General features: G+C 46.9%; 11 protein-coding genes. 4 read left to right on the top strand and 7 right to left on the bottom strand.

The window, feature by feature from the left end; genetic code table 11:
- Positions 1-457: 457 nt before the first annotated feature.
- The 3 genes from hemG to F0265_RS23420 are packed head-to-tail and all read right to left on the bottom strand — an operon-like array spanning position 458 to position 3,121.
- Positions 458-985, bottom strand: coding sequence for a menaquinone-dependent protoporphyrinogen IX dehydrogenase (hemG, locus tag F0265_RS23430; protein WP_171750519.1), 528 nt, complete (start codon positions 983-985; stop codon positions 458-460).
- Positions 986-994: 9 nt separating this feature from the next.
- Complete coding sequence (locus F0265_RS23425) at positions 995-2,452, bottom strand: TrkH family potassium uptake protein (protein ID WP_038514275.1); 1,458 nt, start codon at positions 2,450-2,452, stop codon at positions 995-997.
- Positions 2,453-2,497: 45 nt separating this feature from the next.
- A complete protein-coding gene (locus F0265_RS23420; protein WP_019273960.1) occupies positions 2,498-3,121 on the bottom strand; it encodes a YigZ family protein in 624 nt (207 codons plus the stop codon).
- A gap of 257 nt (positions 3,122-3,378) precedes the next feature.
- Between F0265_RS23420 and fadB the strand changes: the two genes are divergently transcribed.
- Together fadB and fadA are read left to right on the top strand one after the other, a co-directional pair.
- Positions 3,379-5,550: a fatty acid oxidation complex subunit alpha FadB gene (gene fadB / locus F0265_RS23415; RefSeq protein WP_171750518.1), complete on the top strand. Its 2,172-nt coding sequence runs from the start codon at positions 3,379-3,381 to the stop codon at positions 5,548-5,550.
- A 12-nt stretch (positions 5,551-5,562) separates the two neighbouring features.
- Positions 5,563-6,738: an acetyl-CoA C-acyltransferase FadA gene (fadA, locus tag F0265_RS23410; RefSeq protein ID WP_171750517.1), complete on the top strand. Its 1,176-nt coding sequence runs from the start codon at positions 5,563-5,565 to the stop codon at positions 6,736-6,738.
- A 72-nt stretch (positions 6,739-6,810) separates the two neighbouring features.
- Here the strand turns inward: fadA and F0265_RS23405 are convergent, their stop codons facing one another.
- Positions 6,811-8,430 carry a diguanylate cyclase gene (locus F0265_RS23405; protein ID WP_171750521.1) on the bottom strand — a complete coding sequence of 540 codons (1,620 nt, stop codon included), beginning with the start codon at positions 8,428-8,430 and terminating at the stop codon, positions 6,811-6,813.
- A gap of 152 nt (positions 8,431-8,582) precedes the next feature.
- Entirely contained in the window at positions 8,583-9,500 is a 918-nt protein-coding gene (punR, locus tag F0265_RS23400; RefSeq protein WP_171750516.1) for a DNA-binding transcriptional activator PunR, read from the bottom strand.
- Positions 9,501-9,641: 141 nt separating this feature from the next.
- On the opposite strand from punR, the gene punC reads away from it, so the two are divergent.
- Entirely contained in the window at positions 9,642-10,841 is a 1,200-nt protein-coding gene (punC, locus tag F0265_RS23395; RefSeq protein ID WP_171750520.1) for a purine nucleoside transporter PunC, read from the top strand.
- A 47-nt stretch (positions 10,842-10,888) separates the two neighbouring features.
- Here the strand turns inward: punC and F0265_RS23390 are convergent, their stop codons facing one another.
- Positions 10,889-11,665: a transporter substrate-binding domain-containing protein gene (locus F0265_RS23390; RefSeq protein WP_171750515.1), complete on the bottom strand. Its 777-nt coding sequence runs from the start codon at positions 11,663-11,665 to the stop codon at positions 10,889-10,891.
- 91 nt (positions 11,666-11,756) lie between these two features.
- Here F0265_RS23390 and F0265_RS23385 point away from each other — a divergent pair, with 91 nt between their 5' ends.
- Complete coding sequence (locus F0265_RS23385; RefSeq protein WP_171750514.1) at positions 11,757-12,497, top strand: amino acid ABC transporter permease; 741 nt, start codon at positions 11,757-11,759, stop codon at positions 12,495-12,497.
- 45 nt (positions 12,498-12,542) lie between these two features.
- Here the strand turns inward: F0265_RS23385 and glmU are convergent, their stop codons facing one another.
- On the bottom strand, positions 12,543-13,904 hold the full coding sequence (gene glmU / locus F0265_RS23380) for a bifunctional UDP-N-acetylglucosamine diphosphorylase/glucosamine-1-phosphate N-acetyltransferase GlmU (protein ID WP_171750513.1): 1,362 nt from the start codon (positions 13,902-13,904) through the stop codon (positions 12,543-12,545).
- Between the last annotated feature and the right edge of the window lie 13 nt (positions 13,905-13,917).

The raw sequence follows: 13,917 nt of genomic DNA, 5'->3' as shown, positions 1-13,917 counted from the left end.
GTCGGCTCAATGAATACTGAACATTACATAAAGTAATGTTTGAATTGACTGTGCTGAATCCGAAGATTCAATGGTCACTTCGTTTCATTGAAACCTAATTTGAAGCCGAAGCTTCTAATTGGATTATCATCAACGAGTGCCCACACAGATTGATAGGTTTATATTGTTAAAGAGCTTTCGTTTTAAGCCTTGCTCAAAACGGACGGCCATTTTAGCGAGATAAAGTTTAGTGTCAACCACTTTTTTCAAACTTATTTTCAAGCGTTTCCGCTTGGCTAATTGACCTTGCTAACTGAGTTTTATTGTTTCGAAACATAAGCTTCGAAGCGTTCCCGTGTCAGCGAGGAGGCATTATAGAGATCGAAATAATCTTGGCAACCCCTTTTATGCATTTTTTTACGTTTTTTTGCCTTTCGGTTAATCTTTAAGCCCAAACGGCCGAATTCCAACCTTATTTTCACAAATTGCTAAACTTTTGGGCAAATAAGGCGACTTTTTTCCAGTTGGTATATTCGACTTCTTTACTGGTGTCGGTCTCGCCGCCAGTCATACTCATGATGAATTTAATCATGATTTTATCGAACCAGTTATAGCGAGGGTAATAAAGCGCACCAGCAAACACACCAATCAGTTCCGGCTTCCAAGGAGATTTGACTAAGAACTTGCGAATGTAAGCACTGCCTTCCGGCGTATCTTTACCTTGGTCTTCTTTTCTGGCGGTTAAATTCACGCAGAAAAAACCGACCTTACCGGACTGCAGTTTCTCTTTGTGTCGCTCAATAAATTGATATAAACGCTTGTTTAAGTGCCCGTACCGTATTGAAGCACCGATCAACACTTTATCGTATTGCTCGAAGTCGATGTGCTCTGCGCTATGCAAATCGAGTGTTTCCACAGTCAGATGTGAAAGCTCTTGCTCAATATATCGAAGAATCTTTTTTGTCTGTCCTTCGCGAGAAGAATAGAGAAATAGTGCTTTAGTCACGAAAGCTCCTTAGCTGCGCCAAAAAGTCGGAGTTAGTAGAATCAATAAGGTGAAGATCTCAAGGCGCCCAAATAGCATAGAGACAATCAGTACCCATTTGGCCTTGTCGTTCACGTCGCCGAAATGCAACGCTACCTCTCCTAGACCTGGGCCGAGGTTGTTGAGTGTTGCTGCCACAGCAGAGAAAGCGCTGAGCTCATCCATCCCTGTTGCAATCAGACCCAGCATACATACTACAAAAACCAGCGCGTAGGCGGAGAAGAACCCCCATACCGCATCGACCACACGTTGAGACAGGGCAGTACCGCCAACTTTGATGGTATAGACGGCTCTCGGGTGCACCAAACGCTTTAACTCACGCGCCCCTTGCAGGGTGAGCAACAAGATACGTATGACTTTCATACCGCCACCCGTTGAACCAGCACAACCACCAATAAAGGAAGAAAACAATAACAATACAGGTAGAAATAGAGGCCATTCTGAAAAGCCAGTTGTTGTAAAACCGGCTGTGGTTGAGATAGACACTGTCTGGAACAGCGCCTGATCGAACGCATCATAAACGGAATCGTAGGAATGGTGATTCAGCAAGATAAGGAAGCACACGATAAAGAGTAGTGCTTGTATAAAGATAAAGGCGCGAAATTCAGGGTCTTTCCAATAGTATTTAGGATGAACCCCACCGGATGCAAACGCAGCAAAGTGCAAAGAATAGTTACAGGCCGAGATGAGCAAGAACACCACGGTAATCATGTTAATCGCGTAGCTATCAAAGTAGCCCATGCTAGCATCATGAGTTGAGAAGCCGCCAATCGCGATGGTCGAAAAGCTATGACCAATGGCGTCAAACGGCGTCATGCCCGCTAACCAGAATGCCAAGGCACACGCGATCGTTAAACTCAGATAGATGTACCACAGCGCTTTCGCCGTTTCAGCAATTCGCGGTGTCATTTTACTGTCTTTAACTGGCCCAGGAATCTCCGCGCGGTAAAGCTGCATGCCACCGATACCTAATACAGGCAGGATTGCCACAGCAAGTACGATGATCCCCATCCCACCAAACCATTGTAGAAACTGCCGATAGAAGAGCAAGGCTTTAGGCAACTCATCGAGGCCAACAATGACGGTAGCCCCCGTAGTCGTCAGAGCAGAGAACGATTCAAAAAAAGCATCGGTCACCGACACATTCGGGTTATCAGAGAGTAAAAACGGGATCGAACCGGCGCTGCCAATTACCGTCCAGAACAGAACTACGATCAGGAAACCATCGCGTGCTTTAAGTTCATGCTTGTGGCGACGATTGGGCCACCAGCAAATGGCACCACAGATAAACAGGACAAAGAAAGTCGTGACAAATGGCACACCCGCACCGTCACGATAAATTAACGCGACCAGCGCTGGGGCTAGCATTGAGACACTAAAAAGGGCGAGCAATAGCCCGACAATCCGAATAATTGAACGAAACTGCATGAATTGATGATTACTGAAGCTGAGCTTCCGACTTCCTGATTATCTTTATTTTCCGTCTAAAGGGGTCACCAAGGCTTTGGCACCACTTTTATTGATTATGGTTTGGGTAAAGTCACTCACATAGCGAAGCTCAATTTCCACGACCATCTTTACTTGTTCACTATAGTCAGTCTCCACTTCTTGCGCGCTAAATTGCGGCAGTAAGGCCTGAACAATAGCAATAAAGCCATAGTCTAACTCCAGTAATAGCTTTGTGGTTATTTTTTTCTCAATTGTTTGAAGCGACTTGAGCGCCTGTTGGACACCGCCGCCATACGCTTTTACTAAACCACCCGTACCAAGTTTGATTCCCCCAGAGTATCGGGTCACCACTGCAGTAATCTCACCCACTCCAGACCCAGACAGTTGAGCTAAGATGGGTTTGCCTGCCGTCCCTGAAGGTTCACCATCGTCACTGAATCCCCATTTCATAGAGTCTTCCGGTCGGCCTGCTACGAATCCCCAGCAGTTATGCCTCGCATCTGAATGCTGAGCTTTTACCTGCTCGACAAACGCCTTGGCGGCCTCTATCGAAGGGGTATGCGCTAGCTGAGTAATAAATACACTTTTCTTAATTTCTTCTTCAAATAGAGCAAGTTGAGCAGGGATAAGATAAGGCTGGTCGTTCATATTATAGGGTCACTTTTTACTATCATGTCAGTTTATCATGCTCGCCTAATAAGAGCCCTTAAAAGATCGGCCACAGCGCACAATGTTAAACACTTGTTTAAAAAATGTATTGAATTTAATTCTGGCTGAGTCCACACTAAAATAACTGGTCTAACCAGAATAAAAATAAAGCGACATTTCTATATGCTGGCCCACAAGCCGTGTGCTTGAGGCCGGTATACGCGCAATCCCAAGATTGTATGTCATGGAGATAGATAATGATTTACCAAGCCGAAACCCTACAGGTAAAGGAATTACACGACGGTATCGCTGAGCTAAGTTTCTGCTCACCAAATTCTGTCAACAAGCTCGATCTAGCCACACTGGAATCACTCGATAAAGCTCTCGATGCACTGAATGCACATCAGGGTCTAAAAGGTCTATTACTGACTTCAGATAAAGGTGCTTTCATTGTCGGCGCAGACATCACCGAATTCTTAGGTCTATTTGCCAAAGAAGAAGCCGAACTCGATAAGTGGCTGCAATTTGCTAACAGCATCTTCAATAAGCTTGAAGATTTGCCTGTACCAACCATTTCTGTGCTGAAAGGTCATACTCTTGGCGGCGGATGTGAGTGTGTACTTGCTACTGACATGCGCATTGGTGACAAAACCACCAGCATTGGCCTACCAGAAACTAAACTCGGTATCATGCCTGGCTTTGGCGGCTGTGTACGCCTACCTCGCGTCATTGGTGCTGACAGTGCAATGGAAATCATCACACAAGGTAAAGCTTGCCGCGCAGACGAAGCACTAAAAATTGGTCTACTAGACGCTGTTGTCGACAGTGAATCACTGTATGAATCCGCGCTAGCAACACTTACACAAGCGATTAATGAGAAGCTTGATTGGCAGCAGCGCCGTAAACAAAAAACCTCTGCACTTACCCTGAGTAAGTTAGAAGCGATGATGAGCTTCACGATGGCGAAAGGCCTAGTGGCACAAAAAGCAGGCCCACACTACCCTGCACCAATGAAAGCGGTCATCGCCATTGAAGAAGGTTCACGTTTTGCACGTAACGAAGCCCTAGATATTGAGCGTAAGTACTTCATCAAACTGGCTAAGTCCGAAGAAGCGAAAGCATTGGTTGGCCTTTTCCTTAACGACCAGTACATCAAGGGTATTGCCAAGAAAGCGGCAAAACACGCCAACAAACAGACTGCACGCGCAGCCGTGCTCGGCGCGGGCATTATGGGTGGCGGTATTGCTTACCAGTCAGCCCTGAAAGGCGTGCCGGTTATGATGAAAGACATCGCTCAGGCATCTTTAGACCTCGGTATGACAGAGGCATCCAAGCTGCTTAATAAGCGCTTGTCACGCGGCCGTATCGATGGATTTAAGATGGCAGGTATTCTGGCATCAATTACTCCTAGCCTGCATTACGCGGGGATTGAAAATTCGGATGTGATTGTTGAAGCAGTAGTAGAAAACCCGAAAGTAAAAGCCGCAGTATTGAGTGAAGTAGAACAACAGGTCAGCGAAGATACTGTTATCACTTCCAATACTTCAACGATCCCAATTAACTTGCTGGCCAAGTCACTGCAGCGCCCAGAAAATTTCTGTGGTATGCACTTCTTCAATCCTGTGCATCGTATGCCTCTCGTTGAGATCATCCGAGGTGAGCACACCTCTGATGAAACCATCAATCGCGTTGTTGCTTACGCCGCTAAGATGGGTAAATCGCCAATCGTGGTCAATGACTGCCCAGGCTTCTTCGTTAACCGCGTACTCTTCCCGTACTTTGGCGGTTTCAGCATGCTACTTCGTGATGGCGCGGACTTTACTAAAGTCGACAAAATCATGGAGCGCCAGTTTGGCTGGCCAATGGGCCCTGCTTACTTACTGGATGTGGTCGGTATTGATACCGCACACCACGCACAGGAAGTCATGGCGCAAGGTTTCCCTGAGCGTATGGGTAAGTCATCTCGCGATGCGATTGATGCTCTGTTCGACGCCAACAAATACGGCCAGAAGAATGGCAGCGGTTTCTACAGCTACAGCGTAGACAAACGTGGTAAACCGAAAAAGGCCTTTAGTGACGAGATTTTACCGATTTTGTCTGAGGTATGCAGTCAAGCTCAAGAATTCGACGATCAGACCATCATTCAACGCATGATGATTCCAATGATCAACGAAGTCGTGCTGTGTTTGCAGGAAGGCATTATTGCTTCTCCACAGGAAGCTGACATGGCATTGGTATACGGTCTGGGCTTCCCTCCATTCCGTGGCGGTGTGTTCCGCTACCTAGATAGTGTGGGCATCGCTGAATTTGTTGCGATGGCAGAGCAGCACCAAGATCTTGGTGCTATGTATCAGGTTCCACAAATGCTGATTGATATGGCTGCCAAAGGCGAAACCTTCTATGGCACTCAGCAACACGGTTCTATCTAAGGAGATTCCCACATGGCTTTACAAACAAGAAACGTCGTTGTCGTAGATTGTCTGCGTACACCAATGGGGCGCTCTAAAGGTGGCGCTTTCCGACACACACGAGCTGAAGATTTATCAGCCCATTTGATGAAAGGCATTCTGGCTCGTAATCCTCAGGTTAATCCGAGCGAAATTGAAGACATCTACTGGGGCTGTGTTCAGCAGACACTAGAACAAGGCTTCAACGTCGCCCGCAATGCCGCCTTGCTAGCGGGACTACCGATTGAGATTGGTGCAGTGACCGTCAACCGCCTATGTGGTTCTTCCATGCAAGCATTGCATGACGGGACTCGCGCTATCATGACAGGTGATGCAGAAATCTGCCTGATTGGCGGTGTTGAGCACATGGGCCACGTACCGATGAATCACGGTGTCGACTTCCATCCTGGTATGTCTAAAAACGTCGCGAAAGCAGCCGGCATGATGGGTCTGACAGCCGAGATGCTAGGTAAGCTGCACAGCATTAGTCGTGAGCAGCAAGACGAATTCGCGGCACGCTCTCATGCTCGCGCTCACGCTGCTACGGTTGAGGGTCGTTTTAAAAGCGAAATCTTGCCAACAGAAGGTCACGCTGCAGACGGAACCTTGTTCACGCTAGACCACGATGAGGTGATTCGTCCAGAAACATCGGTAGAAGGGCTTTCTCAGCTTCGTCCTGTATTTGACCCTGCGAATGGTACAGTCACAGCAGGTACGTCATCCGCACTTTCAGATGGTGCGTCTGCAATGCTGATCATGAGCGAAGACAAAGCCAATGAACTCGGACTTACAATTCGAGCTCGTATCAAAGGGATGGCGATTGCGGGCTGCGATCCTTCTATCATGGGCTATGGCCCAGTACCTGCAACGCAAAAAGCTCTAAAACGCGCAGGCCTGTCAATTGAAGATATGGATGTGGTTGAGCTTAACGAAGCTTTTGCAGCACAATCGCTACCATGTGCGAAAGATCTAGGTCTGCTAGATGTGATGGATGAGAAGGTTAACCTCAATGGCGGTGCCATTGCACTAGGTCACCCATTAGGTTGTTCTGGTTCACGCATCTCAACCACACTGATCAACTTGATGGAGTCAAAAGACGCCAAGTATGGTTTAGCGACCATGTGTATCGGTCTGGGTCAGGGCATTGCGACTGTATTTGAACGCCCATAGGCGCGTTGCTTAACATAACAAAGGCCAGCAAATGCTGGCCTTTTTATTTACCTGAATTTATTTACCTAAATTCTAAGCTGGGTTTTCTTCCAGCTCTACCACTTCTAGGCCGGGCTTCTTATGTGTCCGGTATTCGTCATAGTTTACGACTCGGCTTCGACCTAAATCTTTTGCCATATACAGAGCCTGATCAGCCATCTTGACTAGAGACTCCATATCCGAGGACGGTTTGGGATATGTTGAGACACCAATCGACACACCAAGCTGACCCAAAGATAAGCCTTTATGTTCCAGGTGCAGTGAGCGCACTGCTTCACAAAGAGTATTGGCAAACTCAGTCGCCTGCTTCATATTCGATTGCGGTAACAACACCGCCAGCTCTTCACCGCCTAAACGGCAGGCAATTTCATCATCCCCGACACTACGCTTCAGCAAGGCGCTGATTTCTTTGAGAACAAAGTCTCCAGCATCATGACCAAAGTTATCGTTAAAGCGTTTAAAGTGGTCTAAATCAAGCATCAACAATGATAGCGGCTGCTCTGACGTTGCCGAATTCATCGCATGCTCAGTCAGCTTTTGCTCGAAGAATCGACGATTAAACAGACCCGTTAATGGATCGCTCAGTGCCTGAGAGCGCAATTTCTCTTGGAGACTCAAATTCGCTAATGCTAAGCCTAAATGTTCAGCCACGCTGAATGCCAGCTGCTCAGTAATCTCATCGATCTCAATCTCACTCGAACCAAAATAGAGATGCATGATACCTATGGTATTTCCGTGTGCCGTAAGTGGGATACACAGGGTTTGATTGTCTCCCACGTTTTCCATATGTTCACAAGATAACGTGTGGAATTCATCATTAGATTGATACACCCGACCTTTGCGCAATGACCAGCACTCATCAGGAGCAAAGCTGCGGCTGCCTGGCCACTCTTCCCCCCAGTCAAGCTGAGTCACAAGCTGATTACGCGACGCACGCATCAGCGACACGCTACCATTCACATTGCCAAGAATTCTCGGTAGGACGTCGGAGACTATTTTCTGCGCTTCAACCATGTTGTTGCAGGCGGCAAGCATATTGGCGAGCCTATGCATCAGTTCAATCTCATTGGTACGCTGGCGAATTCGCTCATCTTGCTTGGTTTGTTCTTCTTCAACCCGTAGGTTGATTCGTCGATTGCTGAGATAGGAGGTGCCCACCAAAAAGCCAATACTTAGTATGACCATAATCGTCAGAATGGTCATCAGTTCAAAAGTCATCTGCTTTAAGTGGTACATAGGAGAAGACAAAACAATCACAAAGTCATTGCCATTGATGCTTTCTTTTTTCGAGTAGTAGATGCGATCCGTTGATGTAACGGTACTGAAGCGAACATCACTGCCTTCGCCTGTTTCCAGCGCTTGCTGGAAGTCAGGACGGTTAGCATGATTCTCTACTCGCGCTAACGCGTGATCGGATAAGTCAGTATCGGCTACTACAACACCGGTAGGATCTATCACCTGAATGCGCATTTGCGTATTCGCTTGAGTCAGGTCGCCAATGTAGTCATCGACATCTAACTTAGGAGTAAACTTAGCACTGTCTTCACGAATGACATAAATGACATCCGACATCAGCGAAATGAGGTGAGAGCGTTCGCGCTCTATGACTAGACGTTCCAACGTGATGTAAAAACCATACAACCCAACCAGCATAGAAACCGACAAGGTCAAAATAGGCAGCACCTGCCATTTTTTGTCAACTATCCTCAAACTGCAGTACCTCAACAATTTACAGAATTATGTATTGGATAGTATCAAGCCGCTTGTAAATAACAATCTGCTAACATTAACAATTTGAATCTGGTTCAATTTGATGCATAACGAAGCCAGTCGCTATGTAGCTTATCTCCACTACCTAGATAATCCACCATCCACTGAATCAATTTGTGATTGTCATCTTTGCGCCAAACTAGGCAACAGCGACTGATTGGCTTGTCATCTGGCAATAACTTCTCAACCAACTGACCTTCATGGATCAGTGGCATCGCGATATGACGTGGCATATAGCCCACGCCGACCCCATTTTTTAAGCACTCGATGGCACTGTACCAGTTAGGCAGCAGTAAACGACGTTGGTGAGGATAATGACCAGTGTGACGTTTAGGCAGTACATTGGAGGTATCATCAAGGCATATCGCTGGAAACTGACTGACAAACTCCTCAGTCAGATTTTGCTGGCGTACACAAGCATGGCTAGGTGAAGCGACAAATGCCCAATCTAAGATTCCCATATCCCGAACTTCAAAATCTCCACCAACGGGAATCGCCGACGTCGCACCAATGACAATATCAGCTCTGCCCTGAGAGATTGCTTCCCAAGAACCGTTGAACACTTCCATATTGATCTGCAGCTCAGCGTAAGGAAAGGTTTGATAAAAATCTTCAATCAACGGCTTGAGGCGATCCAGTTTAACGACATTATCTAACGTCAGTTTGAGTGTTTTTTGCCAGCCATGCGCCGCACGCTTGGTTTGCGCCTTCACTTCTTCCATCTGTCGGAGCATTGCCCTAGCCTGTTCAAGAAATACTTCACCCGCAGGCGTCAGCTCCACCTTTCTGGGTAAACGACGAAACAGCACCACATCCAATTCCTGCTCCATTTGGCGAATACTGTAGCTGATGGCAGATGGTACTTTGTGCAAGACCTCCGCTGCCGCTGTAAAACTGCCTAGGCGAGCCACCGTATCCACCAGCTCTAATGAAGCTTGAGAAAATACACTCATAACCACCTTTCAAATTTTTTGATGAATAACTGCAAATTTTAGCGTTTCAATTTCACTATCACGAAAAATAGAATAGCAAAGTTAATAAAAAGGTTGGTTACAACTTACAACAATCAGTGAATTTTTTTGAATGGAAAGATGATGAAAATCTCTAAATTACAACTTTTCTATTTAGCCTCGTTATCAATGCTAGGTTTTATTGCTACAGATATGTACTTACCCGCCTTCAAAGCAATGGAAGGTGACTTTACTACTGGTCCAGAACAAATTGCACTCTCATTAACTGTATTTCTGGTCGGTATGGCGATTGGCCAGCTTTTATGGGGACTGGCATCGGACAAATTTGGCCATCGAAATACGCTAGCCGCCGGTTTAGGTTTGTTTACCGTAGCCTCTTTTGGTCTTGCTTTCAGCGATCAAGTCTGGCAATTACTGACACTTCGCTTCATTCAAGCCATCGGCGTCTGCGCACCTGCAGTGATCTGGCAAGCGATGGTCATCAAACGTTACTCCAGCAGCAGCCAACAAATCTTCGCCACTATTATGCCGCTAGTGGCACTATCTCCCGCTTTAGCACCGCAGTTGGGTGTTGTTCTGGCAGATAATTTCGGCTGGCACAGTATTTTTGTAGCCCTGACGCTAATGGGTTTATTGTTGGTAGCCACGACGATGGCACAAAGCAATGAAAAGGAGCCAGCTAAACAGACTAGCATGAGTTCAGACATCAAAGCGCTAGTAGGCTCAAAGACTTATTTGGGCAACGTCATGATGTTTGCAACCGCATCAGCTGCATTCTTCGCGTATCTGACCGGTATGCCTGAAATCATGGCTCAGCTTGGTTACGAAGCCAAAGATATCGGTCTAAGTTTTATTCCTCAGACCATCGCCTTTATGGCTGGTGGTTACCTGGGTAAAAAAGGAGTAGCCAAATTCGGTGACGAAAAAGTACTGCGCCAGTTGATTGGTTTATTCAGTGTCGCTTCACTGCTAGTGTTTATCGCCTCACAATGGCAGCTAACGTCTATCTGGCCGATTCTTGCGCCCTTCTGCTTAATTGCCGTCGCTAACGGCGCGCTTTACCCGATTGTCGTCAACCGTGCATTGGCGAGCGCTAAGCAGAGCCCTGCCACTGCAGCAGGGCTGCAAAATAGCTTGCAGATCTGCGTCAGCAGTCTCGCCAGTGCGTTAGTCGCGGCAATGGCGAGCCAAGCTCAAGTAGTCACAGGTATCGCAATCATTATTTGTATGAGCGGTCTATGGCTTGGCTACATTGTTTCTAACCGTCAATTGTCAGAACAGTTTACCGCCCCTGATAATTCTCGTGTCGTCAGTGACGAGTAACCAATTAAAAAGAGCCGCGTTGTGCGGCTCTTTTTTCTACAAAGCAATTACTTGCTCTTCAATCCCCACTTCTCAGCAGTTTGTTTGAAAAAGCCTTGGGTCTTTTTCAGTTCAACCCAGTGATTAATGTAGTTGATCCATACTTGGTCGTCCTGAGGTAGCAGCATCGCAATCGGGGTAGGTTTGCGTGGCTCTTTTACAGGTACAATAGCGAGTTGTTTAAACTTCTCAACTAACGTCGCCGCTTCGACGTTCGATGTCACGGACACATCTGCACGGCGAGCTAGTAACTCTTGGAAATCTCTTGCTGGCGCTTCAATCACAATGTGTTTTGCCGAAGGAAAGAATTCTTTGACCATCTTTTCTTGCACCGTACCCAATGTCGCCGCAACCTTCACCTCTGCCTTGTCAAAATCACTCCAGCCTGAGAATTTTTGCAGATCTTTTTTCTGTACGACAGGAACGAAAGCCAAGTAGAAATAAGGTTGGCTGTAGCCCGCTACCTTAGCGCGAGACATATTCAGAGAGGCACTTCCCGTAATATCGTACTTATTGGCGGTAATGCCATTCACCAACGTTTTCCAGTCCGTTGCAACATATTCAACTTTGACGCCTAAATCTTTGGCCAGCTCAGTAGTTACATCAATATCAAAGCCTCGGTAGCTATTGGTAGCCGGATCTTTCATTGTCATCGGATTCCAGTCCCCGGTCGTCCCTACTCGTAGCACCCCGTTATCTAGAATCTCATGGAGTCGGCTTGTCTCGGCAGCCGCCTGACCGATTGATAAAATACACAGTCCGAGTGCTAGGATGAACTTGTTCATTTAATCTTCCTTAAAGTTATTACGCTCTGTGATAGTTCACTGCTAACATAGCAGCAACAAAGCAGTTTTTTTAGACAATACAGGATGTAATGTGACCTATCGTTATTTCTGGCTGGCAACCATTCTCCTTCTCACCGGCTGTAGTGACTATCAATGGGGCTGGTATGTACTCGATCCTTCAACAGAGCAAGGCCAGACAAACCTGAAGTTTCTGAGTGCCGGATTCTACGACACCATCACGATTTCTCTTCTGAGCATGGCTTTGGCAATGCTGATAGGTTTATTGGTCGCCCTACCTTCATTATCAAATTCAAGATGGCTCAATGGCCTTAATAGAGTTTATGTTGAGATCATCCGCTCAATTCCTGTGCTTGTCCTGCTGTTGTGGGTCTATTACGGCCTACCAACACTGCTGGATATCTCACTCGATCATTTTTGGGCAGGTGTCATCGCCCTGACAGTTGCAGAAAGTGCTTTCATGGCGGAAGTTTTTCGCGGTGGGATCCAATCCATTGCCAAGGGACAGCACGAGGCTGCAGAGTCACTCGGACTGAATTACTGGCAAAAAATGCGCTTGGTCATACTTCCACAAGCATTTAGACAAATCCTGCCACCACTAGGTAACCAGTTCGTCTACATCTTGAAAATGAGCTCGTTGGTCAGCGTGATTGGACTGAGTGATTTAACGCGGCGGGCAAATGAGCTGGTGGTCAATGAGTATTTACCCCTTGAGATTTATACCTTTCTGGTACTGGAGTATCTGATTTTAATTCTGTTGGTATCGCAGGCCGTAAGATGGCTAGAGCGACGTATTGCTATTCCAAGTAACTAGCTATAAAAAACGCCGCAATCAGCGGCGTTTTTTAGTAATTGAGGTTTACTTCTGTTTCACTGGGCGCTGCCAGCCTGTGATTTTGCGCTCTTTCGCGCGAGTAATCACTAACTCTCCTTCTGCAACGTCTTTAGTTAATGTCGTGCCAGCGCCGACGGTTGAACCATCCGCGATAGTAACAGGAGCCACCAGCTGACTGTCAGAGCCAATAAACACATCGTTACCGATGATGGTCTTAAATTTATTTGCGCCATCATAGTTACAAGTGATCGTGCCTGCACCAATATTTGTGCGTTGACCAATTTCCGCATCACCCAAATAGGTCAGGTGATTTGCTTTAGAACCCTCGCCAATGCGTGCATTCTTCACTTCAACAAAGTTACCCACATGAGAGTCATTACGCATCTCTGCACCTGGGCGTAAACGTGTGAACGGACCAACTGTACACTCTTCACCAACCGTCGCGCCTTCAATCACACTGTAAGGGCGAATGACACTATTGTCATCGATTTCACAATCTTTCAGTACACTTCCAGTGCCAATGATCACGTTGTCGCCTAAGGTCACTTTGCCTTCAATGATGACGTTAGTGTCAATTTCGCAATCCATACCACACTGCAATTCACCGCGCAGATCAAAACGTGCCGGATCGCGTAACATCACGCCCTGCTCTAACAATTTTTGCGCTTGCATAGACTGGAATGCACGTTCAAGGCGAGCCAGTTGTGCGCGGTCATTGACCCCTTCGACTTCGATTGGATTCACCGGATGCACAGCTTCCACTGCACGGCCTTCATCATGAGCCGCGGCAATCACGTCTGTTAGGTAATATTCGCCCTGAGCATTATCGTTATTAAGCCCCGCTAACCAGCGTTTAAGATCACCGCCTGTCGCAACCATCACACCAGTATTGATCTCTTTAATCAGCTTCTGCTCTTCAGTCGCATCTTTCTGCTCGACTATCGCGACCACAGGGCCATTCTTACGTACAATGCGTCCGTAACCCATTGGGTTATCCAGTACCACCGTCAGCAACGCGATGCCGCCTGTTGGTTGCGCATCCAATAAGTTTTCGATCGTCTCTTCTGAGATCAGCGGTACATCACCATAAAGAACAAGGATCTTCTCGTCATCTTCAAAATTTGCTGACGCCTGATCCACTGCGTGCCCTGTCCCTAACTGCTCGGCTTGCAGTACCCAGCTAACGGACTCCTCTGCTAACTCAGCCTGCATCTGATCACCGCCGTGACCGTAAACCAAATGAATATTCTGCGCGCCTAAACTGGCACACGTATCAATCACGTGTTTGGCCATGGGTTTACCCGCTAAGGTATGCAGTACTTTTGGCTTGTTCGAGTACATGCGAGTGCCTTTACCCGCTGCGAGGATCACCGCGCTAAATTTCATTCAGTAACCTATA

The organism is Vibrio sp. RE88 (assembly GCF_013113835.1).
Lineage (GTDB): Bacteria > Pseudomonadota > Gammaproteobacteria > Enterobacterales > Vibrionaceae > Vibrio.
The sequence above is the reverse complement of the archived record's forward strand: the minus strand, read 5'-3'. Positions and strand labels throughout refer to the sequence as shown.